18 protein-coding genes, 1 tRNA gene and 1 pseudogene are annotated in these 24944 nt (G+C 43.7%); 12 read left to right on the top strand and 8 right to left on the bottom strand.

From position 1 onward, the window contains the following. Window positions 1-8: 8 nt before the first annotated feature. From nadA to ruvB, 5 genes are all read right to left on the bottom strand, one after another. On the bottom strand, window positions 9-1001 hold the full coding sequence (nadA, locus tag NQ518_RS09825; protein WP_227206091.1) for a quinolinate synthase NadA: 993 nt from the start codon (window positions 999-1001) through the stop codon (window positions 9-11). A 21-nt stretch (window positions 1002-1022) separates the two neighbouring features. After that, window positions 1023-2609 carry an L-aspartate oxidase gene (nadB, locus tag NQ518_RS09820; protein ID WP_227206093.1) on the bottom strand — a complete coding sequence of 529 codons (1587 nt, stop codon included), beginning with the start codon at window positions 2607-2609 and terminating at the stop codon, window positions 1023-1025. A 187-nt stretch (window positions 2610-2796) separates the two neighbouring features. Next, on the bottom strand, window positions 2797-3222 hold the full coding sequence (ybeY, locus tag NQ518_RS09815; protein WP_227206095.1) for an rRNA maturation RNase YbeY: 426 nt from the start codon (window positions 3220-3222) through the stop codon (window positions 2797-2799). A gap of 48 nt (window positions 3223-3270) precedes the next feature. Beyond that, a complete protein-coding gene (gene coaD / locus NQ518_RS09810; RefSeq protein ID WP_227206097.1) occupies window positions 3271-3744 on the bottom strand; it encodes a pantetheine-phosphate adenylyltransferase in 474 nt (157 codons plus the stop codon). A 16-nt stretch (window positions 3745-3760) separates the two neighbouring features. Further along, window positions 3761-4795: a Holliday junction branch migration DNA helicase RuvB gene (ruvB, locus tag NQ518_RS09805; protein WP_227206100.1), complete on the bottom strand. Its 1035-nt coding sequence runs from the start codon at window positions 4793-4795 to the stop codon at window positions 3761-3763. A 273-nt stretch (window positions 4796-5068) separates the two neighbouring features. On the opposite strand from ruvB, the gene NQ518_RS09800 reads away from it, so the two are divergent. Further along, complete coding sequence (locus tag NQ518_RS09800) at window positions 5069-6919, top strand: heavy metal translocating P-type ATPase (RefSeq protein ID WP_227206102.1); 1851 nt, start codon at window positions 5069-5071, stop codon at window positions 6917-6919. A gap of 154 nt (window positions 6920-7073) precedes the next feature. Here NQ518_RS09800 and NQ518_RS09795 read toward each other — a convergent pair whose 3' ends face one another. After that, window positions 7074-7871, bottom strand: a complete 798-nt coding sequence (locus NQ518_RS09795) for an ADP-ribosylglycohydrolase family protein (RefSeq protein WP_227206104.1) — start codon at window positions 7869-7871, stop codon at window positions 7074-7076. A 940-nt stretch (window positions 7872-8811) separates the two neighbouring features. On the opposite strand from NQ518_RS09795, the gene NQ518_RS09790 reads away from it, so the two are divergent. From NQ518_RS09790 to NQ518_RS09780, 3 genes are all read left to right on the top strand, one after another. Then, window positions 8812-9798: a DNA adenine methylase gene (locus tag NQ518_RS09790; protein WP_227962078.1), complete on the top strand. Its 987-nt coding sequence runs from the start codon at window positions 8812-8814 to the stop codon at window positions 9796-9798. Window positions 9799-9816: 18 nt separating this feature from the next. Then, on the top strand, window positions 9817-10656 hold the full coding sequence (locus tag NQ518_RS09785; RefSeq protein WP_227962085.1) for a type II restriction endonuclease: 840 nt from the start codon (window positions 9817-9819) through the stop codon (window positions 10654-10656). A 90-nt stretch (window positions 10657-10746) separates the two neighbouring features. Next, window positions 10747-11625, top strand: coding sequence for a DNA-methyltransferase (locus tag NQ518_RS09780; protein WP_227962086.1), 879 nt, complete (start codon window positions 10747-10749; stop codon window positions 11623-11625). Between the two features lie 218 nt (window positions 11626-11843). On the opposite strand, the gene NQ518_RS09775 is transcribed toward NQ518_RS09780, so the two are convergent. Continuing rightward, a complete protein-coding gene (locus NQ518_RS09775; protein ID WP_227962087.1) occupies window positions 11844-12701 on the bottom strand; it encodes a hypothetical protein in 858 nt (285 codons plus the stop codon). A gap of 197 nt (window positions 12702-12898) precedes the next feature. On the opposite strand from NQ518_RS09775, the gene crcB reads away from it, so the two are divergent. Both crcB and NQ518_RS09765 read left to right on the top strand, forming a co-directional pair. Further along, on the top strand, window positions 12899-13297 hold the full coding sequence (gene crcB / locus NQ518_RS09770) for a fluoride efflux transporter CrcB (RefSeq protein WP_227962088.1): 399 nt from the start codon (window positions 12899-12901) through the stop codon (window positions 13295-13297). A 161-nt stretch (window positions 13298-13458) separates the two neighbouring features. Then, window positions 13459-13532 (top strand) — tRNA-Ile (locus NQ518_RS09765). 156 nt (window positions 13533-13688) lie between these two features. Here the strand turns inward: NQ518_RS09765 and NQ518_RS09760 are convergent. Next, window positions 13689-14594: pseudogene (locus NQ518_RS09760) on the bottom strand (IS982 family transposase). Between the two features lie 466 nt (window positions 14595-15060). Between NQ518_RS09760 and NQ518_RS09755 the strand changes: the two are divergent. From NQ518_RS09755 to NQ518_RS09730, 6 genes are read left to right on the top strand one after another with little or no spacing between them, the layout of a single operon-like run. Next, window positions 15061-17316, top strand: coding sequence for a TonB-dependent receptor family protein (locus tag NQ518_RS09755; RefSeq protein WP_227962090.1), 2256 nt, complete (start codon window positions 15061-15063; stop codon window positions 17314-17316). Between the two features lie 36 nt (window positions 17317-17352). Next, window positions 17353-20742 carry a SusC/RagA family TonB-linked outer membrane protein gene (locus NQ518_RS09750; RefSeq protein WP_374211107.1) on the top strand — a complete coding sequence of 1130 codons (3390 nt, stop codon included), beginning with the start codon at window positions 17353-17355 and terminating at the stop codon, window positions 20740-20742. Window position 20743: 1 nt separating this feature from the next. Next, window positions 20744-22273 carry a RagB/SusD family nutrient uptake outer membrane protein gene (locus tag NQ518_RS09745; protein ID WP_227206113.1) on the top strand — a complete coding sequence of 510 codons (1530 nt, stop codon included), beginning with the start codon at window positions 20744-20746 and terminating at the stop codon, window positions 22271-22273. A gap of 30 nt (window positions 22274-22303) precedes the next feature. Beyond that, on the top strand, window positions 22304-23257 hold the full coding sequence (locus tag NQ518_RS09740; RefSeq protein WP_227206115.1) for a putative zinc-binding metallopeptidase: 954 nt from the start codon (window positions 22304-22306) through the stop codon (window positions 23255-23257). A gap of 1 nt (window position 23258) precedes the next feature. Beyond that, on the top strand, window positions 23259-24287 hold the full coding sequence (locus NQ518_RS09735; RefSeq protein WP_227206117.1) for a DUF4302 domain-containing protein: 1029 nt from the start codon (window positions 23259-23261) through the stop codon (window positions 24285-24287). Between the two features lie 19 nt (window positions 24288-24306). After that, window positions 24307-24939, top strand: coding sequence for a hypothetical protein (locus NQ518_RS09730; RefSeq protein ID WP_007173231.1), 633 nt, complete (start codon window positions 24307-24309; stop codon window positions 24937-24939). Window positions 24940-24944: the final 5 nt, after the last annotated feature.

The following is a 24944-nucleotide window of genomic DNA, read 5'->3' as shown; positions in this document are numbered from 1 at the left end:
AAAAACGGTCAGAGTCCCAACTTCTTGGATATCTCCAACATGCGGTTGATGGGGCGAATGGCCTTTCGGGCCACGTCAGCGGGAACCTCTATGGTGGGCCATTCATACTTCAAACAGTTGTATAGCTTGCGCATGTTGATGAGTTTCATGTAGTTGCACTCGTTGCAAGCGCAGGTGCTGTCGTTGGGAGGAGCTGGTATGAATGTTTTCTGCGGAGCCGATTTCTGCATCTCATGCAGGATTCCGCTCTCGGTGGCCACGATAAATTCTTTCGCATCATCGGTGATGCTGTATTTCAACAAGGCCGCCGTGCTGCCCACTTTGTCGGCCAATTTAACCACAGGTCCTTTGCATTCGGGGTGTGCTAAGATTTTGGCACCGGGATGTTCGGCCTTGAGTTGGAGAATCTTTTCCACCGAAAACTTCTCGTGCACATGGCAGGCACCCTTCCAAAGCAGCATGTTACGGCCGGTCAGACTGTTGATGTATCCGCCCAAATTCTCGTCGGGACCGAAGATAATCGGGGTGTCTTTGGGGAATGATTCAACGATTTGGCGTGCGTTGCTGCTGGTTACCACTACGTCGGTGACGGCCTTTGTGGCAGCGGTGGTGTTGACATAACTAATCACGGTGTGGTCGGGATGCGCCTCAACAAACTGCTTGAACTCGTCGGCCGGACAACTCTCGGCCAGTGAACACGAGGCGTTGAGGTCGGGAACCAGCACTTTCTTGTCGGGACAGAGTATCTTATTGGTCTCGCCCATGAAGTGAACGCCGCACATGACGATAATCTCAGCATCAGTGGTGGCAGCCTTTTGCGCCAGTGCCAAGCTGTCTCCCACGAAGTCGGCGATGTCTTGAACGTCGCTCTCTGTGTAATAGTGCGCCATGATGATGGCATTCTTTTCTTTGCACATCCGGCGTATCTCAGCCTTGATGTCTGTTCCTTCTGGGATAGGCTCGTTGACAAAGCCTTTTTCCTTCCATTCTTGTTTAATCATAATGTATTGTATAAGTGCCTATCAGAGGTCGTAGGCATGTTTGGGATAGTCTACCGTATAGTGCAGTCCTCGGCTCTCTTTGCGCTCGATGGCCTGCCGTGTAATGAGGTAACCCACGTTGATGATGTTGCGCAGCTCGCAGATATCTCTGGTGGCTTTGACGCGTTTGAACAGCTCTTCGGTCTCCTCGTAGAGCAGGTCGAGGCGTTTCCAAGCACGATGTAGGCGCAGGTCGCTCCGCACGATGCCCACATAGTTGGACATGATTTGTCCCACTTCGCGCTCGTCTTGGGCGATAAGCACCTTCTCTTCGTTGCTCATTGTGCCTTCATCATTCCATTCTGGCACCTTGTCGTTGAACTGATAGTCGTCGATGACACGCACGGCATGCTCGGCAGCCGACTTAGCATAGACCACAGCCTCGATGAGTGAGTTGCTGGCCAAGCGGTTTCCACCATGCAAACCGGTGCATGAGCATTCGCCTACTGCATAGAGCCGGTGTATGGAACTCTCGCCGTTGAGGTCAACCTTGATGCCTCCACACATGTAATGTGCGCTGGGACAGACGGGGATGTACTCCTTGGTGATGTCGACACCTATGGTGAGACACTTGGCATAGATGTGCGGAAAGTGCTTTTTGGTCTCCTCCGCATCTTTGTGAGTGACGTCCAAACAAACGTGATTAAGGCCGTGAAGCTTCATCTCTCTGTCAATGGCGCGGGCCACAATGTCACGCGGAGCCAGTGACAATCGTTTGTCGTACTTCTGCATAAACTCCTCACCATTGGGCAAACGCAGCACGCCACCGTAACCTCGCATGGCCTCGGTGATGAGAAAGGCGGGGTGAGTTTCGGCCGGATTGTAAAGCACCGTGGGGTGAAACTGCACGAACTCCATGTCCTTGACCGTTCCCTTGGCCCGATAAACCATGGCAATGCCATCGCCCGTGGCGATGTTTGGATTGGACGTGGTGGCATACACGGCGCCCGTTCCGCCCGTTGCCATCAAGGTGACGCGGCTCAAGAAGGTGTCTATCTTATGGGTGTCGGGATCCAAGACGTATGCGCCGTAGCACTCGATGTCGGGCGTTTTGCGCGTCACCTCAATGCCCAAATGGTGCTGGGTGATGATTTCAACAGCGAAATGGTTTTCCAACACGGTGATATTCTTGTTGGCTCTCACGGCATCCATCAATCCTCTTTGAATTTCAAAGCCCGTGTCATCCTTGTGGTGTAATATTCTGAATTCGCTGTGTCCGCCCTCCCGATGCAAGTCGAATTGGCCTTCTGGGGTCTTGTCGAAGTTGACTCCCCACTTCACCAAGTCGTCAATGGCCTTGGGAGCGTTGCGCACAACATGTTCAACCGCCTTGCGGTCGGAGATGAAATCGCCTGCAATCATCGTGTCCTCGATGTGTTTGTCGAAGTTGTCTACCTTCAAATTGGTCACCGAAGCGATGCCACCTTGTGCTTTGGACGTGTTGGTTTCGTCCAGCGTAGTCTTGCATACCAAGGCCACTTTACCTTTCCCACTGTTGGCAACTTTAAGTGCAAAGCTCATGCCTGCTACTCCGCCGCCTATAATGAGGAAATCAAATTTGCGTATCATGATGTGCTATATGATGTTCATTTACCGTTTGATGCAAAGATAGTGCAAACCGAAAATAGAGAAAGTTTACTTTCTATATTGAGGTGCCGCCTATCTTATGCAAAAGTACTGAAAAACTTTTATATTTGTTACCTGCGTTACAAAAAGCCAAAGAGAGAGACCGTAGCCTACCTCCTGATAGCTCATTTTATGTCGTTTTCTGCTTTCTCATGGCCAAAGCCTTATCTTCCGCAGCCTCCATAATCTCGCGTTCGCCCGGTCCTTTGTCGTTGATGCCGCAGAGATGCAGGATGCCATGGATAATCACGCGATAGAGTTCTTCCTCGTAAGGCTTGCCGAAACGTTCTGCGTTGGTGCGCACCGTGTCCAGACTGATGACGATGTCACCGTTGATGATGTCGCCCTCGTCGTAATCAAAGGTGATGATATCGGTGTAATAGTCGTGTCCCAAGTACTCGTTGTTCACTTCCAGAATCTTCTCGTCGTCAACGAACATATAGCCCACCTCTCCTATTTTGCGTCCGTAGGTGGCTGCCACGGCCTTGATCCAAGCGGATGTTTCGCGCTTTTTAATCTTCGGCATCTTCACGCCGTCTGTGTTATAGGTAATCATATAAAAACCATTTTTCGGTTTCCACTCGCATGAGTGTGTCTGTTAGATCTATTTTGTATGATCTGTTTTTCGTTGGGGAAGAAACATGGATGCATCGGCACCATAGTGTAAAAGCTCGCGCACGAGGGACGAACTCACGCTGGCCATCCCTGGGTCGGCAAAGAGCAGGATTGTGTCGATGCCGCCGATTTGCCGATTGATGTCGGCTTGTTCGCGCTCGTACTCAAAGTCTTTCACCGATCGTACGCCTTTGATGAGATATTTGGCACCCTCTCGTTTGGCGAAATCCACGGCCAAGTCGTGATACGACTTCACGCTGATGCGCGGCTCATCGGCATACAAATCGCCAATGGCCTTGATGCGTTCTTCCTCGCTGTATCTATATTTTTTTTGCATGTTCACACCCACACCGATGACCAAGCGGTCAAACAGGGGCAAGATGCGACGCACGATGGAGTCGTGTCCGATGGTGTAGGGATCGAAACTGCCTACGAAAATGCCGATTCTGGGATTGCTGTCCATGTTTTCTTCCTTGTCGTTAAGTAAACAGTCCGGGTTCCATCAAGTTGCCTTTGTAAAGATCTCTGCCCAGATGTTCGTAGGCCAAATGAGTGGCCATGCGCCCTCTTGGCGTTCGCTTGATGAATCCTTCCATGATGAGGAAAGGCTCGTACACCTCTTCCACCGTACCCGTATCTTCGCCAATGGCGGTCGCAATGGTGCTTAGTCCTACGGGACCGCCCCGGAACTTGTCGATGATGGTGAGCAAGATTTTGTTGTCTATCTCGTCCAGGCCATATTGGTCGATGTTCAATGCCTGCAAGGCAAACTGTGCGATGCGGGTGTTGATGCTGCCATTTCCCTTGACTTGTGCGAAATCGCGCACCCTTCTCAGCAGTGCGTTGGCGATACGAGGCGTTCCTCTGGAGCGGCGTGCAATCTCGTAAGCGGCGTCCTCGTCAATGGGTACGTTTAGGATGTTTGCGCTGCGCCTGATGATTTTCTGCAATGTTTCGGGCGCATAGTACTCCAAGTGCATGTTGATGCCGAAACGAGCACGCAGCGGTGCCGTGAGCAGTCCGCTTCTCGTGGTGGCTCCCACCAAGGTAAACGGGTTCAAGTCTATTTGGATAGAGCGCGCCGACGGGCCCTTGTCGATCATGATGTCGATGCGATAGTCTTCCATGGCCGAGTACAGATACTCTTCGACTACTGCCGACAGACGGTGGATCTCATCAATGAACAGCACGTCGTTTGGCTCGAGCGAGGTCAAGATGCCAGCCAAGTCGCCTGGTTTGTCGAGCACTGGTCCGCTGGTCAGTTTGAACCCTACGCCCAGTTCGTTGGCAATAATGTTGCTCAAGGTGGTCTTTCCCAGTCCGGGAGGCCCGTGCAAGAGGGTGTGATCGAGCGGTTCGCCACGGTATTTGGCAGCCTCTACGAAGATCTGAAGATTCTCCACAACCTTAGGCTGCCCGCTGAAATCGTTGAATTTCAGGGGCCTCAACGCATTCTCAAACTCTTTTTCTGCCGATGAAATGCGTTCATCTCTGATGTCGAAATCTTCTTCCATACTTGTCGGGACAGTCGTTTTTAATTTATGCAAAGATAGTGCAAACCGAATACAAAGCAAACTTGTTTGTTTTGTTGAGGTGCCGCCTATCTTATGCAAAGATAATCATTTTTAATTGATAATGCTTGCAACAGATGTTATTTAACGCATGCCGAGACAAAGAATGGCGTGTGACAAGTGGCTCTTTTCCTTGATGCAAGGTGTACTTTGCAACCCGGTTGCATCTTCTTTTTCGTACTTTTGCACCAGTAAAATTTTAATATATACAAAGATATGGAAGACATTCATGAAGAAGAGCAGATGGCTTGGTGGAAGATTATCCTGTCGGGCGTGATGCTTGTTGTGGGCATAGCAGCCCCATATATTGGGTTAACGATTCTCGATGACCAATGGATATCCTTGGCATGGTACGTTGTTGCGTTTGCCTTTGTGGGCCTGCCGGTGATGAAAGAAGCGTGGGAATGCGCCGCGAAAGGCGACGTATTCAGTGAGTTCATGCTCATGACGATAGCTTGTATCGGTGCTTTCGCCATCGGTGAATATCCCGAAGCGGTTGCCGTGATGCTGTTGTACTGCATTGGTGAGGCGTTGCAAGACCGTGCTGTAGACCGTGCCAGAGACAACATTCGCGCGCTGGTGGCTTTCAGACCAACCCTGGCTCGCGTGGTCGTTGATGGCACAACCGTGGAGAAACAGCCCGCTGAAGTGGCCGTGGGCGATGTGATAGAGGTGAAGGCTGGCGAGCGAGTGCCACTTGATGGAACGCTGTTGTCAGATTCAGCCTCACTGAACACCGCAGCTCTGACGGGCGAATCGATGCCCCGAACGATGGAGAAAGGCGAGGAAGTGATGGCGGGCATGATAGCCGTTGACCAAGTTTTACGCCTCAAGGTGACCCGTCCTGAAAGCCAATCAGCCATCTCGCGCATCTTGAAAATGGTGGAAGATGCTGCCGATCGCAAGGCTCCTACCGAACTGTTCATTCGTCGCTTCGCCCGCATTTATACCCCCATTGTCGTCATGCTGGCGGCCTTGACCATTCTGCTACCTTATCTATATAGTTTGTTCGACGCCAACTTTACCTACGTTTTCAGCGAGTGGTTCCGCCGTGCGTTGGTCTTCCTGGTTATCTCTTGCCCCTGTGCACTGGTCATCAGCGTGCCGCTGGGCTATTTTGCCGGCATCGGTTCGGCCTCCAAGCGGGGCATTCTGTTCAAGGGGAGCAACTACCTGGATGCCATTACCGAGGTTGATTTGGTGATGTTCGACAAGACCGGCACGCTCACTACGGGCGAATTTGCCGTGCAAAGTGTGGAGGGACTGGATGAGGAAGCACTCAAAACGGTGTCGGCTATCGAGAAGTCGAGCAATCATCCCATCGCTAAAGCCATCGTGCGTTATTGTCCGACGGACGAGAAGATCGATGCTAAAGACATTGCCGGGCATGGCTTGCAGACCGATGAGTGGCTGGTGGGCAACCTGAAACTGCTGGAACGTGAAAACGTGTTCTTTCCTGATGCGTTGCGCAATATTCCCGAAACTGTGGTTTGTGTGGCCCATCTCGGTCGCTATGTGGGGCATATCATCCTGGCTGACAAGGTGAAAGATGATGCCAAACAGGCTGTTGAATCGCTGCCCGTGCGTGTGGAGATGCTGTCGGGCGATCGTCAAGAGCTGGTTTCAAAGGTGGCTTCGAGCCTCGGCATACGCAAGGCTTACGGTGACTTGCTGCCCGAAGGCAAGGTGAAACACATAGAGCAGGCCAAACACATGGGTCAGCGAGTGGCCTTTGTGGGCGATGGTATCAACGACGCACCGGTGCTGGCACTGAGCGATGTGGGCATTGCCATGGGTGGTTTGGGTTCTGACATGGCCATCGAAACCGCCGATATCATCATCCAGACCGATCAACCTTCGAAGGTGGCCGATGCCATCCGTATCGGTAAATACACGCGCCGAATCGTCAATCAGAACATCTGGCTGGCCCTCATCATCAAGGCTCTGGTGATGCTGTTGGGCTTGTTGGGCCTGGCTAACCTGTGGATGGCCGTGTTTGCCGATTCGGGTGTGGCACTATTGGCGGTGCTCAATTCGTCACGCATCTTCTTGAAGAACAACAAATAGCAAGCGTCCCATCATGACATCCGTAGGCCTGATGCCCGTCTGTCATGGTCATGGAGCATGATTGTAAATTCAACATCAATCGAAACGGCCACCTATCGTATGAAGATCGATGGGTGGCCGTGTCGTTGTTGTTTGTGGGTTATGCTGCGTGATGCTACGAATCGATCCTCCTTCCCACGTGATCGTAGAAACGATCAATGACGCGTAGCATGTCGCTGGGCAGGTATTCGTAAGCCTGTTCAATCAGTTCTTCCGGCACTTCATAATATGCCTCGGCAATGCTCCCGCAGATGGCAGCCTTGGTGTCGGTATCGCCACCAGCCCCAACGGCAATTCGAATGGCGTCTTCAAAGCTCTCACTTTCCAAGAAACAGCGGATGGCCCATGGAACCGTTTCTTGACATGTGCTGTCAAAGTGTCCCTGACTGCCTATTCTGTAGATGTCTTTCAAGGGTGGAATGTCATACCCGAATTTGCTTTTGACGGCGCTTTCTATTTCGTCTTTCGTGATGCGACAGGTGCGTAGCCAATACACCAGCGTGGCGATGCACTGCGCTCCCCTGATGCCTTCGCTGTGGCAATGGCTTACCTCGGTGCAGCGTTTGCTTTCGCGAAGCACGTCGTGAAAGTCGTCGAAGAGCCATCCTATCGGACTAACGCGCATGGCTGCGCCATTGCCAAACGAACTTTGTGGGAGTGGGTTCTTCTCTTGTAGCCAAGTTTGATACATGTTGCCATACCCGTTCATGGGGTTGGGATAGCGGTGACACCAGTCGAGGAGCGACTCTTGATAAGGGCGCATCCGGAGTATGGCATCGGCTATGGCCACCGTACAGATGGTGTCGTCGGTGTAACTGCATTCTTCCGCAAAGAGGGTAAAACCTGCTTTTGGCGCAGATTGCTCAAATTCGTATGGCGAACCTACAATGTCGCCGATGATGGCTCCTAACATATAACAATATAATAGAATTTAAGGTGTTTGACAAATTTATAAAATACTTTTCATACTTTTATCTATCAATCATAAAGTAGGTTCTTTTTTTACGCTTTATTAACAAACTGGATGCGCTAAAATTTGTCCTATCTGTTTTGTAGATGATGTGGAGTGACTGCCAATCAGACATAAAGAATTTTCTTGACAGCATACCCTTCTCTCCTTGGCGTATTTGCGAACAACCTTGATCTTGGACACAAATACGCCAAGCATGAGCTACTTTTGTATCTCATTAATACGCACAGCGTTACGAATTTTCACCAATAATTGGCTCTCGAAAGTCATGCGCTTTTCTGCCAAAAGCATTGCTTGAAGTGCCTAATGTGTATGCTTTTGCGGGGCAAAGGCATGTTGGTAAGCAGGCAAAATGATGCCTTTTATCGTTTAAAACCCGCTTTTTTGTGTAAATAATCGACATGACGCACCAAATAACCGCTTGTTTGCAGTACGTTTGCCTATTGTTTTTTTCTAGATTGAAAGTTTTGAAGAGCCGTTTTTGGGGCCATTTTTTGATAAAATATTCAACAAATTGGCGTGCTGGTGGATAGTTCCTGATTATGAATTGGTTATGAAAGAATGACGGTGTAGAGAGAATGTAAAAAAGATGTAAAATAATTTGAGGCGTGAAACTTGGTCTACATTTGTGTATATTCAAATGTAAAATTTGGGTAATCAGAGTTTTTTATGTACTTTCGCAAGAGAGATCGAAAGATGTTAGACAAGGCTAATCTGAGACGAGTAAGAGGCGTATCACGCAATTGCTCCTTGAAAACTGTGAGAGGCTTGATGTGTCACCCTATAAAAAGGTTTTAATTTTCTTTCAAACCAAAAATAACGACTACTATCCTTGCATTTAATCACTCTTTGCAGAAAGGAAGATCGCTTGTAAAAACAGTATATGATAAGTAAATCCCTAAAGGCAAAACCTTTTATCAAATGGGTTGGAGGTAAAACTCAATTGATAGACCAAATAGATAAGCAACTCCCTGTTGATTTTGACAGTTGGGCTCATGTAACGTACATAGAACCTTTTATAGGTGGAGGGGCTATGCTTTTTTTTATGCTTCAACGTTATCCAAATATTGAGCGTGCGGTTATCAATGACATCAACTCAGATTTGTGCAAATGCTATCAGGCGGTGAGAGACATGCCTGAACAGTTGATAGACTCATTGCGAGCTATGGAAAGAAACTATCAAAGCCTTGGAACAGAAGAAGAAAGAAAATCTTTTTTTATGAAAGTGCGCGAGCATTACAACGAAAAAAGCATGGACATTGTTGAAAATACTACACTATTTATATTTCTTAATAAAACCTGTTTTAATGGATTGTATCGCGTAAATAAAAAAGGTAAGTTTAATGTTCCCTTTGGAAAATATACAAACCCAACCATTTGTGATGCCGAGACCATTCGTTTGGATAGTAAATTGTTGCAAGGAGTGGAAATCCTTAATGGTGACTTTGAATCAACTTTTGATTATGCACATGGTAATACGCTTTTTTATTTTGATCCGCCATATCGCCCATTAAGTGATACGTCAAGTTTCAATGATTATACAAAAGAGGCTTTTAATGATAATTCGCAGATAAGATTGAAAAACTACTGTGACAAAATTCATAAGGCAGGTTATAAGTTGATGCTTAGCAATTCTGACGGTAAGGGAAAAAATGAAAGCGACAATTTCTTTGATCAGCTTTATAGTTCGTATCATATAGAACGTTTATGGGCTTCGCGAAGCGTTAATTCTAATCCACAAAAGAGGGGTAAGCTAACAGAAATATTGATGCGAAATTATCGGGCAACCAAAGCAAATGCAGTGAGAGAAAATTTGCTATTTACTCCTGTTGCTATTTCAGAAGAAAATGTATTGACACGTATGGTTTGATTAAAATGTGAGATAGAAATGAAAACTAATTTTGAAATATTTATGTCTCAATTGCAAGAGACAAATCAAACATTGGATTTCTTCTGCAATTTTGGGAAAATCTCGAAGAATGTCGAAGACATAAAGTTAAGCCTTTGTATTTTGAATAGTCTTATAGGTTCTACAAACCTTCGCAAGAGTGTAGAGACTATTTGGCTTCGTGACAAAACAGCCTTTAGTATCATGGATGTTCTTATTGCAGTGCGAGGTGGAGGGCAGAAGAAAGTTCTTAATTCCAAGGGCGAAACCACAGTCCTGAATAGATTTTTTGAAAGCGTTGATGGAGTTGTTGAATACTTGGAGACCACTGGACTTGCGGACATCCTTACAAATGGAAAAATTAAAAATCTTGTTGATTATGTTTTTGGTATAGAGACAGGTCTTGATAGTAATGCTCGTAAGAATAGAAGTGGATATATAATGGAAAATATGGTATCAAGAATTTTTGATGAAAACCATATCGCTTATAAAAGAGAAGTCAAATCTGCCACATGGAGCGAAATTAAAACTGTTTTAGGAGATGACGAAAAACGTTTTGATTTCGTTGTAGAGACACAGAACACAATTTATCTTATAGAGGTTAACTTTTATAGTGGGGGAGGTTCGAAACTCAATGAAGTTGCGCGTTCATATTCAGATATCGCACCAAAGGTAAACTCTGTTTCAGGATTTGAGTTTGTGTGGATTACTGACGGACTTGGTTGGAAGAGTGCAAAAAATAAACTTCAAGAAGCCTACAACATTATTCCCCACATTTATAATTTAACCAGTATAGACGAATTTATTGGTCTTGTAAAAAGCAAGGAGCATCAACTGTGAACATAGCTTTCATATAGCTGTAAACTTGATAATGATTCATCGGAACAGTTAGAATAATTGCATTAGATAAGCACCAAAAACTTGTTCAAAATGATACCCTCATATTACAAGTCTTCATCAAAGGATTTTACTCTTATTCAAGGAGATTGTGTTGAAACGCTATCGAAGTTTAAGTTTGGCTTCGATATGGTTTTTGCAGATCCTCCTTACTTCTTATCTGGAGGAGGCATTAGCTACCAAAGTGGAAAAGTAGTGTGTGTGAATAAGGGAGATTGGGACAAGCCTGTTACTTCTGAAGAGTTAGATGCATTTAATTTGCGTTGGTTGACGGCTGTCCGTGAACACATGAAAGACAATGCTACCATCTGGATTTCTGGAACTCACCATAATATTTTCAGTGTGCAGCAGCAATTGTTAAAATTGGGCTTCAAGGTGTTGAATATCATTACATGGGCGAAAACAAATCCGCCGCCCAACATTTCTTGCCGTTACTTTACATTCTCAACAGAGTTTATTATTTGGGCTCGCAAATCTCCTAAGGTACCCCATTATTTTAATTATGCCTTGATGAAAAAGTTGAATGGCGACAAACAGATGACTGACGTGTGGCAACTACCTTCTATAGGAAAGTGGGAAAAATCGTGCGGTAAGCATCCTACTCAGAAGCCTTTGGGTGTATTGGCTAGAATTATTCAGGCGAGCTCTGAGCCTAATTCGTGGATTCTCGATCCGTTTAGTGGTAGTGGTACTACGGGTATTGCTGCAAATCTATTGGGGAGAAACTATCTTGGTTTGGAAAAGGATAAAGACTTTTTGCTCATGAGTAAAAAACGAAGAGAAGAATTGGAAAATCCGAGTGTCCGAATTAATTATCTAAAGCATTTAGAGAAAAATGGAATGATATCTCAATCAGAAGATTCTTTTTTGTCGGACAGTTTTGTATTACAATATGGAATCCCTTGGCTATAAAAAGGCTCTATTCCAAGTTTCACTCCTTATTTTTTACAATCCCTTTGCTGTCGCCGTTTCAGCATATTGATGATGGACTTTGTGCCCTATATTTTTTTTTATTTTCTTGAATGGTTCATGTTTCAAGTATAATTTGTCATATATTTCCATGGTCTGCTTGGAAGGCCTGAATAGTGAGTCTAATAGTATGTGAAGAATCAGGACTAATTGGTACCTGTCTAACTTTCTTTCACACTCACGGTGATGGTAACATGCAGGCCATCGCTGTTCTCAAGTTTGTAGATTAATTGTCCTGAGGCATCCTTTGGAATTCCTAGTTGTAGCCAATCGTATAGATAAGTGCTGTCGTCATTTGTTCCTTTTGGTATCAGGACGTTGAAAGGTGTTTCAACAGCTGCCGACACCAGTTTCCATCCACCGTTACCATATTTGATTAAGAAATTCAGCAGTTCACCTTGTTGACATTCTACATCAAGTGTACTACCAGTAACGTCCCAGCCTTTGTTGACGCTCACGTTGACGTAGCGGACGACACCTCGGGTATCGGCGAGCTGGAATGAATGTCTTCCCGGCTTGATGCTTTCGATGACCAGCACGCCATCTGGGTCGATGCCAACTTTGGCCACACCATTTTCCTGGGTGTCACGCAGTATCTTTATCTTTCCTGTTCCGAACTTGAGGCTTGGATATCTCTGTCTCACCCCATACGATTGGTGCAGGTCGTAGATAGTGGGAGTTAAGTCAGGGTGTGTGGATTGTATTTTGATGTGTTGTGACAATCCACTCTCGTCCGTAACCTTCAGAAAGGTATAGTCAGCGATGAGTTCTACTGTCACATGGTGGTCTTTGATGGTGATTTTGGGTGCAGTAGGTGATTGGGTATCCGCACTTTCTACTGTGAACTTGCCCTTGCATTTGATTACGTCAAACGAAAATGTGAGCTGGTCTGTTGTTACCTCCTCGGCTACAGAAATCTCTGGTGGTGTAGGGTCGCCTTCCTCAAAAGTGTCGCTGCAAGCGGCGAGGCATGCCACCACGCATCCGATGAGGAACATTCTAAATATCTTCTGGTTCATATCTCGTGATTTATGGGTTCAGTGTATTTTTTGCTTCTTTGATGATTGCCAGGCATTCTTGACATCGGTTGGTGATGTCAGTCTTACTTTACAAAGTTAGTATTTTTGACTAAACCAGACAAATTATCAACCTAAAAACCATTTGAAGTTGAATCTACCCAATGATATTTGTCTTTGCCCGTGAAGGGACATTCAAAATGATTTCATATCTTTGCACCATGAATTTTCTACGCAGTATGTTGATGGTAGCCATGGGTGGAGCTGTGGGTTCGGCCATGAGGTATCTTACGTCTAAAGTCATACAAGATTGGCTACCCAATGCCTTTCCCTATGGTACGTTTGTAGTCAATCTTTTGGGTTGTCTGGTCATTGGAATCCTCTATGGCCTGGTCGACCAGAACATACTTGGTAACAGCCATCTCAAACTACTCTTGATAACAGGTTTTTGTGGAGGCTTTACCACCTTTTCCACTTTCTCTCATGAGAGTTTGTTTCTCGTACAACAAGGTCACCTTTCGTATGCCGTTCTGTATGTGGGAGGGAGTGTTTGCCTCGGAATGATCATGGTATTGATTGGTATCAAACTGGCAGGCTAGCCTCCGTGGCGTCTTTTTCTGTAGTTCCTGCCATGCAGTGTCTGGATGAGGTTTTTGTGAAAAAATGCGTTAAATAAAAGTTTTTCTCATATCTTCCTCCGATTATCAATTTTATTTTTTACCTTTGCAGCCATAAACTTATTCGCTTTCTGCAATAAGTCGGACTTGTAGCTCAGTTGGTTAGAGCAACAGACTCATAATCTGGAGGTCCCTGGTTCAAGCCCAGGCTGGTCCACATTGAAAATCAAGGAGTTACGCCATTAGCGCAACTCCTTTTTCTTTTGCTTGCGAACACATTGCGAACACGGGATATCACAGAATACATGCAATTCTAATTATCCATTATCTATTTGTCCTTTGTTTTTCCTATTTTAACGTGAGTTCGACGAATTTAGAACAGAGCAAGCTGTGTGTCAATAGTCCTTTGTACATTGATACACGGCTTCTTGGGGAACAGGCAATAGCCTGCAATAGCGCCTAATAAATTGACGATAAAATTGTCAAAGCATCTATGTCTGGAATGCTCCACTTGTGCAATATTCTTAAGCTCATCATTCACAGTTTCTATAATGGCTCTTTTTCTGAGTAAGTGTCTGTCAGAAACGCTCATCAAAGCTCCTTTCATGCTGCTTTTCAGCTTGGTAATAAGTTGTATTCCATCTACAAACAGCCTTTGGAAGAGATTCTTGCCGATGTACCCCTTGTCTCCTACCAGCTTGCCATATATGAAATCTACAAATGCTTTGTACTCCAATGGCTTACGATCATCAACATCTCCCGGTGTTATCATAAAGTTGAGAAGTTCTCCTTTCTCATTACAAATCAAATGTAATTTGAAACCGAAGAACCTACCCATGGAGCATTTTCCTCTTTGGGCTATACCTTTGAAAACCTTATGAATATGTATTCTTTGGTTCTTGCAGACACGCAGTGATGTGCTGTCAACAAAACTTATGCCCGTGCATTTTTCCAACAAGACTTTCTTGATAAACAAAGCAAGCGTAATGGCAACCTCCTTTTCCAATTCTACCATACGGTTGTATGAGACAACTTTAGGAAACAAATGACGCAGATGCTTACATACTTTTTCAAGATAGAAATGTTTAAAGCAGCGATAACCAGAGTCGTGAAAAAGAATCATTATTAGCATGACTTCTGCCTTTGACATCGTGGAATCTCGATGATACTTTCATTTTCCTGTAGGCTTTAGCGTATATTTTGCCACCATTGCATCAAAAAACTTGCAGAAATCATCTGCCATACAAAACATTTCAGTAACTTTGTCCTCGGTGATCATAGCAATTTTTTGTTTGTAATTGTTTATAAATCACCACCTTAAAGTTACAACAAATTTTGCTAATCACCAAATTTATAGACACTTATAATTCGTCGAACTCACGTTATTTATAAATTTCCTAAAATTGCAGATTTAGATTTGATAGTTTGATAGTTGATTCTTTCGTAAAAAAATTGGGTTTTTCTATATATCAAGGAAAACGAATAAGTTAGATGTGATAAGAATATTATTGGAACCTCTAAAACCATGTGCAAGAATACGATCTGAAGTCCAAGATCTTCCTAAGAGAGGATGACAGCAACTTTATATACAAAAAATACCCAATAATAGGTATTGCGTGATATTTTTTAACATTGTAATTTTGCATCCGAAAATACCCAATATAAGAAATAAATCTCACATATCATTTATATACAGGTATTTGAAGAGGAAAATTAGTATAATAAAAGTTTAGATTTATCCCCACATGTATGTTAAAATAAAAATGCTGTCTCTGCTGCTTGTCACACTGACTCCATGGATTGGGTATGCCCAAAAAAACGAAGGCACACCTAAAACGTCTAATGCCATGACCGACTCTTTACATCAGATTAATGAAGTAGTAGTAAGAGCCAACCAGATGTTAGGCAGTCAGTTTGAAGCACGTAACCGTACTGGCTCGGCTTATTACCTTTCACCCAAAGAATTGGGAAAATTTGATTATACCGATATAAATCGTATGCTGAAAAGTGTACCTGGCGTAAATATTTATGAAGAAGATGGTTTTGGATTGCGCCCCAATATCAGTTTACGCGGAACACAAGCTGAGCGTAGTGAACGTATCACGCTAATGGAAGATGGTATATTGGCTGCTCCTGCACCATACGCAGCCCCTGCAGCCTATTACTTTCCTAATGCGGCACGTATGTATGCCATAGAAGTATTAAAGGGTAGCAGTCAGGTACAATATGGGCCATTTACAACAGGAGGTGCCATTAACTTAGTGTCAACCCCCATCCCGCAGGACCGATTAATAAAGTGCAGCATGTCGGCAGGTAGTTTTGGTAGTCTAAAACTACAAACGGCTATAGGTAAAAGCTTTAAGCATACGGGCTTTCTCATAGAATATTTGCGCTATCAGGCTCGCGGTTTCAGACATGATGACGCCGACGAGCGTACAGGATTTAAGCGCAATGACGTAATAGCTAAGTGGATGGTACGCACAAACAAAGAAGATGGCATAAATCACAGATTAGAATTAAAGTATGGATTTGCTAACGAAACTTCCGACGAAACATATCTTGGGCTTACTGATCAGGACTTTAACGCTAAACCATATTTTAGATATGCAGGAGCGCAAAAAGATAATTTGGTGACACGCCACTCCCAGTTTTCTGCTACATACATCATGAAAGGTGTTCGCTCATGGGATATAACCACGCAAGCCTATTACAATTATTTTTTCAGAAACTGGTACAAGCTTAACGAGGTGCGTACCGGCTACACCAAGGCTGAACGTCGTTCGATAGGCGATGTACTTGCCGACCCTATGACCAATCAATCGTACTTCGATATTGTTTCAGGTAAGGCTAACTATATAGGAGAGGCACTAATGCTGCGTGCTAACCACCGTAAGTACCATTCGCGTGGTATTCAGATAAAAGGGGAATATAAAACAATGCTATACGGTGGATACTTCACTGCAGAGGCTGGCATGCGTTACCATGCCGACAGCGAGGATCGCTACCAGCAGGACGATGGATACTCTATGAATAATGGTCGCATGGAGCTTTTTTCAAGAGGACTCCCAGGCAGTCAGGCCAACCGCATTACTACAGCGCATGCCTTATCGGCTTATACTTTGGCAAAATGGGCAAAAGGTATGTTTACCCTTACTGCAGGAATGCGTTATGAAGATGTAAAGCTATTAAATCGCGATTATACTAAAGCTGATTGGCGACGTACGGGTATGGTGCGTATAGAAGTGCCAAATAGTGCAAGAGCAATTATGCCAGGAATAGGGATCAACTGTAAGTTGATGCCCCAGCTGTCATTATTCTCAGGAATACATAAAGGTTTTGCACCGCCCAGTGCTTCCCTTGGACAAAAAGCCGAGAGCAGTATCAATATAGAGGCTGGTTTGCGCTATGCTAATCAATGGTTCAAAGGAGAACTGATAGGTTTCAACAACAACTATTCAAACATGTTGGGCAGCGACCTTGCCGCACAAGGCGGATTAGGCACCTTAGACCAGTTTAACGTAGGACGGGCATTGGTACGAGGTGTAGAACTGCTTTTACAATGCCAGCCATTACCTACCCATTGGAAAATCCAACTTCCCATGCAACTATCTTATACCTTTACAGATACAAAGATGAAAAACTCGTTTACAAGTGCATCGTGGGGACATGTTTTATATGGCGATGAAATCCCTTATATCTTTCGTCATGCACTTAATGGTCAGATAGGTGTGGAAAGCAAATGGGCTGACATAAACTTTAACATGCGATACAATGGCAACATGCGTACGGTTCCGGGACAAGGCAAGATAGCTCAACGCGAAAAAATTCCAGCCAACTTTATTATAGATGTTACCACCAAGGTGCATGTAATTAAAAATGTAGACCTTACTATGAACATGGTCAACCTTACCAACAAAGTGTATATGGTTTCACGGCACCCATCTGGTGTCAGAGCAGGCTTACCTTTTGGTATTTATGGGGGGATACAGTGGAAACTTTGATAAAATGGCATATCGCTAATAATATATAATATGAAAATGAGAAAATCTGTATATATACAATCCATAGCTATCAAAAGAATGCTATGCCTATTGATCATGCTATGCACTTTACCAAGGCTCATGGCACAAGAAAATGGGTGGATAACAGGCTCTGTTACAGATACACAAGGTGAACCCATTGTAGGGGCAGTTGTTGGTATTGTAGAAAACAAGCAAAAGACGGTTACGGACATAGATGGTAATTTTAAGATAGAGGGCACCAAGGGGCAAACCATTACTGTCTCGTTTATAGGCATGCATGACTATAGGGGAAGTATTAAGGCAACATCCTTAAAAATAGAGTTGCAGAGTAATAGCAGCATGATTGACGAAGTTGTCGTAACAGGATACCAAAACATAAGAAACCGTGTTTACACGGGTGCTGCCACAGCTGTGAAAATGACCGACATCAAACTTGAAGGTATTGGCGATGTTTCGCGTATGCTGGAGGGTCGCGTGCCTGGATTGTCCATTCAAAACATATCCGGAACATTTGGTGCTGCACCACGCATCAATATTCGTGGGGGTGCTTCCATCATGGGAAATGTTCAGCCATTGTGGGTAATCGACGGTGCTGTTTACGAGGACATGGTACATGTTTCTCCTGAAGCCTTGGCGTCTGGTGATGCCGTTACGCTCATTAGTTCGGCAGTTGCTGGGCTAAATCCTGCTGACATACAAGACATTCAAGTACTAAAAGATGCCTCAGCCACATCAGTATACGGCGCACGGGCTGCCAATGGCGTTATTGTCATTACGACAAAAAGTGGTAAAAGGGAAACGCCATTGCAAATTAATTATTCAACAGAAAACACATGGCGCCCACGTCCAGATTACAGTCACTTCGACTTGCTGAACTCTCAAGAGACGATGGCTCTGTATCAGGAAATGCAAGAGAAAGGATATTTTGATCCAGCTACATCGTTATATGGACGTAGAGGCGGGGTTTATCATCAAATGTACAAACAGCTCACCACTTATGATGACAAATCACACAACTGGATATTGCCAAACACTTATGAAGCCCGACAAAACTTCTTACGACAAAGAGAATATGCCAATACGGATTGGTTTAGGCTTTTGTTTACAAACAACCTGATGACAAACCATACAGTAAGTTTGTCGGCAGGTGGAAAGAATGTAGCATCTTATGCCTCAATAGGCTATTATCACGATGCTGGTTGGACTATTGCCGATCAGGTACAGCGACTGACAACCAACATTAAGAACACATTTTACATCAACAACCGCCTTACTGCCAAATTATCGTTACAGGCCAATATGCGCATGCAAAATGCGCCAGGCACCTTGCCACAGAAAAAGAACACCATATCGGGAGCATTTGAACGTGATTTTGACATCAACCCGTTTGCATACGCTTTAGGAACAAGCCGAACGCTTCGCCCCTATGATGAGCATGGGCAACGCGAATATTATCGTAATAACTGGGCTCCTTTTAACATATTGAACGAGTATGATAACAATCAATTAAAAATACAGGTGGTCGACTTTAAGTTGCAAACCGAAGCGACCTATAAGTTTACTGATGCTCTTAACCTTAAAGCAATGTTTTCATACAGAAGAGCACATACAAGCAGACGACATGAAATAGGTGAAAAATCCAACATGATAGGAGCTTACCGTGCTTGTGAAACACCATGGGTAGCAAAACAAAATATATACCTTGTAAAAGACATCTATCATCCAGAACTCCTGCCTAAACCTGGCATACAACAAGGTGGTGTACTTTTCCTAAACAATGCCAACATGCAAAGTATGCTGGCACGCATAGCTGTTGATTACGACAAGCAAATAGGAGCACATGACCTGAAAGGATTTGCTTTTGGTGAAATAAGGACTCTGCAGCAAACTACAAATTCTTTTCAAGGATATGGCATTAGTTATCAACGCGGTAATGAGGTGCAAAGCGCACCTGGTATTTTTGAGAAAATGTTTCAAGAAAACACCCCTTACTTTGCATTGCGTAATAGAAACGAAAGAGGCATAACGTTCTCAGGCAATGCCACCTATGGCTATCAGGGCAAGTACATTTTTAATACAGTGGTGAATATTGAAGGCTCTAACGCAGCAGGAAAGGGGGCTACTGCTTTATGGTTGCCGACATGGAATGTTGGAGCAAAATGGAACGTGGATAAGGAGAATTTTATGCAAGGTAATGATGTCATTTCAAAATTAGCATTTCGTATAAGTTATGGATTAACAGCCAAAATGAACGAAGCGGCAGCTAATGCATCGGCTATCTATAGAGGTGGTATAGTCCATAGGTTAAATCTAAATGACAGAGAAAACAAATTAAATTTGCTTTCGTTGGAAAACAGAGATCTTACCTGGGAAAAAATGTACGAGCTGAATATTGGTGCAGAGGTGGCGTTCCTGAAAAATCGCATTTCGGCCACAGTAGATGTATACCAACGCAACACATTCGATTTGATAGACTTGGTGCGCACATCTGGAGTTGGTGGACAATATTATAAATACGCCAACTTTGGCGACATGGTTGCTCGTGGTATTGAATTCGGATTGCATACCATCAACGTGAATACCAACGCATGGAAATGGACAACAGATCTTACATTCAGTGCCATTCATCAACAAATAACCCGCATGCTCAATTCACCAAACGCATTTGACATGGTGGCAGGTAGAGGTCGTGGCAACGTTGTTGGTTATCCTAAAGGCTCGCTGTTCTCGTTTAATTTCCAACGATTGGACAAAAATGGGCTGCCAAACTTTAATTTTGGGCGATATCCATTACCACAAAACGAGTTGAAAGATATCGTGGGAGCTGACTTCAACGATACACAATACACTAAAACTTATTTATTGTATCACGGTCCTATTGAGCCTAATATAATGGGCGGACTGGCAAATACCGTGAAATGGCGCAACTGGGAATTGTCTTGCTTCATAACCATGCAGGCAGGCAACAAGATTAGGCTAAATCCAACATTTGACACCCAGTTTGCCGATTTGAATGTATTTTCCAAAAATTATCTCAATCGTTGGCTAAATCCTGGCGATGAATATCATACTGACGTACCCACACTGCCTTCGAAGGAGATAATAGACGTGATAGGAATGGAAAATATAGAAAAAGCATACAACACCTACAACTACTCGCAATTGCGTGTGGCCGACGGAAGCTTTGTCAGACTAAAAAATATTGCTCTATCCTATTATTTAAAACCAAGTTGGATGAAAGCAGTAGGCCTAAAAAGTGGAAGTGTTCGCTTAAATGTTACAAATCCACTATTGATTTATGCCGATTCCAAACTACATGGACAAGATCCTGAATATTATCAAACTGGAGGCGTTTCACTGCCTACGCCTCGACAATATACTTTTACTTTAAATGTGGGCTTTTAATATGAAATACTATCTATATAAATATGTCTTAGTTTTTGCCACTTTAGCTCTATGTGGCTGTAACGACTATTTGGACAAAATTCCCGATTCGGACATTGATGTAAACATAGACAATGAAGAAGGAATTGCCCAATTACTTGCAGGAGCTTATCCAGAGGCAAGCTACATTCCTTTTTTAGAGCCTCGTACTGATAATGTAGACATCAGAGCAAATGGCACACATACACAACTGAACGAAGAAATGTTTTATTGGGAGGATGATACCCAAGAAGACATTGACACACCCTTAAATTATTGGAATAGTTGTTATAAAGGGATTGCGCAGGCCAACAAGGCTTTGGAGCTGCTCAAAAAATATCCTAAGACTGAACGTGTCAAGGCTCTATATGGCGAAGCTTTTTTGTTAAGGGCTTACCTCCACTTCATGCTGGTCAATATCTGGGCAGAGCCTTATGGCAATGCAGAGCAATCTCCTGGTATACCTTATGTTAACAAACCCGAGAAACATGCGTTGACAAATTATAACAGAGGTACTGTCAACGAAGTATACGACAGCATTGAAAGCGACTTGAAGCGTGGTGTCACCTTGGTCACTGACAGATATTATAAGCAACCTAAATATCATTTCAACAAAAAAGCGGCTTACACGTTCGCCTCACGTTTTTATCTGATGAAAGGTGAATGGCAACAAGTAGTGGAATATGCTAATTATGTGTTAGGTGCTGACCCCAAAACTATGCTAAGGAATTGGATAGGATATTCACGGCAGTTTGAGTTTAAACGTCAGCGTTTGTTTACACGCTACACATCTCCCGATGAGGCTTCCAACTTATTGATCTGTACCACCGAGTCTCGGTGGGCGAGACAAATGCCTACAGATCGTTATGGGGCTACCAAACAAACTGTTGACGAAATATTCAATAAAAGGGGCATCGAAGGTGGAGGCGATTTCTCCAAAATGACTTTTGACGGTACATATCCTTTTGTTTATTCACCTTCACCTATAGTAAGTGGTAAATATATCGCCAAGTTTGACGAATTGTCTACCACTGAAAGCATTGGATTAAGACCTCGAGGAATTTACGTGAGCAATGTGTTGTTTACTGCAGACGAAGCTTTGCTTAATCGGATGGAAGCCTATGCGATGCTAAAACAATATGATAAAGCCATTAATGATTACCTGCAATATATGCAGGGTAAGTTTGGCTTTATGCCTACTGTTGAAAGGGATATTTATATGCGTACAAGTGAGAATAATTATGATGTATACACCCCCTTCTATGGCATGACATTAAAACAGCTTGCATTGGTAAAGTTGTTTGCCGATTTCAGGCAAAAAGAGTTTTTTGCTGAGGGGCTACGCTGGTTAGACATTAGAAGGTTTCATTTGAGTGTGAAGCGTAACACAAAGTCTAAATATTATTTCCCCTTAGAGAAAGACGACCCACGAAAAGTATTGCAAATTCCCATAGAAGCACAAAACAGAGGACTGGCTCCTAATCCCCGTGAACGCAAAGAACCCATTAGATAAAACATGGTAGGTAATTTATAACGCAACAAAATGAACATACAGAAATATTTTTTAGCATATATAGGCCTATGGGCATTACTGGCAACGTCTTGCCAACATGACACGCTATCAGATGACAGTGTTGTGGACAGCAATGCCACTCAAACGCAAACGGCACAATGGATAGAACAGCATTTTACCAAGGTGTATGGTCCAGAGGTGGTATATCAGTGGCAAAAAAATAATAGTCAGAAAGGAGTCTATGTGTATCCTCCTGACACTACAAACATAAAGCAAGTTCTTAACGCTATTAGCTCTTTATGCTTTGATACCTTTAGGGATATTCAAATAGAAGGCAAAGGCAGCCTGCTTAACTACTGTTTGCCAGTACGCATTACATTATATGGTGGTGGAAACCCAGACAAAAATGGTGTTGAACGCATGTACAACATTGCGTCACAGCCGGTAGAGATGAGTATATACCATGTTAATGATTTTGATGCAAACGACAAGCAGAAAGTTCATAGACTTGTTCGCAGCGTATATCACCAGATGATGAAACGAGTGTTAGAGCAGATGCCCTACAATAGAGCTAAATTTGCCGCCATCAGTGAAGGAAAATATATCACCGACACTCAACTCCTCTCCGAGATAAATGGTGCGAACAACGATATTGGGTTAGTGGGATATGCCAACAAGCGTGGATTCTATACCTATCTTTCCATGCTAAATCCTGAGGACGACATGGCAGAGATGTTAAGCGTTATCTTGACATCTACACCTGCAAGACTTAAGCAAGCAGAAGATGAAGCACGTACACCAGACGAAGACTCTGACCCCGAGGTGAATAAACGCTATGAACAAGAGGCCGATCGTGCCTATCATGATTTTATGGCAAAAAAAATGTTTGTCGAGCAGTATGCTTGGAATAACTGGCACGTTAAATTGCTCACATTGCAACTTAAAAGTGTCAGGACCTTGAATAAATATCTAAATACAAAATAAGATGAAGTATCTTTCATATATACTCCTCACTATACTTGGTTGCGTTTTCTACAGCTGCCATGATGAAGATAGAGAATTTGTGAACACGCCTACCCAACGCAAGAGGCAAGCCATTGAGGCGTTGAACACTGAGCTGGTTAACAACAAAGCTGGATGGTTGGTTATGTATTTCCCTAAAACAGACTCTTTGTTGTTTTCTAACATCAGTGATAAAATAAAAGCCGAATACCAATACAGTACTGACAGATATGGTTATGGAGGTGTTTGTTTTACCATGCGTTTTTTACAACATGGGAAAGTAGAGATGCGTGCCGACTTTGACCCCCAAAGTGTTACTACTTCCATAATGGGCGAATACAAAATAGGGGCGAACAGTTGCACCCAACTTACTTTTCTTACCACAAACTATATACACAAGCTGGTTAATGATAGTTATGGAGGCGCATGCGACTGGTTATACCAAGGACGTGATGAAGACGGATTACTGGTATTCAAAACAGCCTCGTACCTTAAGCCAGCATGCGAATATATTTTGATGAAGCCCTTGCAAGATGTGCATGAGTTTACCGATGCAGTAAAACAAGCATACGATAACAGGCGAGTGTTTGAGCAAATGAAAAATCCACAGTTATATATACACAGAGGCGGCCGTGTTTATTTTCAGAGCGATTACTATCTTGGCAGAAACGGTGGACGCGTGGCCACTACCGAGAAACAGAGATATTATCTGTTTATGGAGGTGACGAAACCTAATCCTATCCCAGACTATCCACCTAAAGAATTTTCCGTGTTGGGTTCTGGATATTGTGGCACGCCTAAAGGTATTACTTTTAGAGCAGGTCTGCGATTGAACAACAAACAGGTGTTTGCCGATTTTCAGCGTGTTGACAACCATTTCGAAGCCGAATTGGTAGAAGTGTATCATCCCGAATGGAGAAGCATTAGGTTAGTAAGTAAGCATTTGCACCCAGAAGGAAAAATAACAGGCTTAAAAGCGGTTATTCAAGACGTTCCTACCAATGAAATATAAACAGATAACAACAAGCAGTATGAAAATGAAATTATATATAACACTCTCTGCCTTTGCCATGATATTATTCTCAGCATGTTCGCCTGCCGTAAACGACGATGCCGATGAAGACTACGACAAATTATTTCCATTTAAGGGAATAGAAAAGCCAATGATATCGTACGATGATCAAGCCTTGCAATTGGCAAGCATCGATATGAATGAGCATAGCTACGTCTACCCGGGGGTGGAGATTAGCGGTGAGAAGCGTACTTATACGGTAACCCTGATCTGTTCTTTTTTTGAAAAGGAATTACAAGGCAGCTTAGTGCCTGATGGTGAACTTTCCTCAACTTATACTATCAGATACATTGATGCTGACAAGACGTTGAAAACCATTTTCACCAAAAGCTATGGTTTTGATGATAGCGAGGTAAAATTGCTTAAAAATGGAGAGGAGCAAAAAATTACTTTTCAAGCCATGTCAGGCTTCCCCATGTTTTTGCAAGTAAAGGGCGGAGGTCCAAGCAACTCATCTGTGCGCGCCACCATTTCGGCAGTATCCAATGATGGACTTACCATTGTGCGTCCTTTACATGTAGAGCAATTTCAAAATGAAGAGGGTATCAATTTAATTAAAAATCCATTTTGTGGATATATCATATTGCCATAAAGAAA

It is taken from the genome of Hoylesella buccalis ATCC 35310 (genome assembly GCF_025151385.1).
Lineage (GTDB): Bacteria > Bacteroidota > Bacteroidia > Bacteroidales > Bacteroidaceae > Prevotella > Prevotella buccalis.
This window is presented reverse-complemented; position numbering and strand designations above follow the sequence as displayed.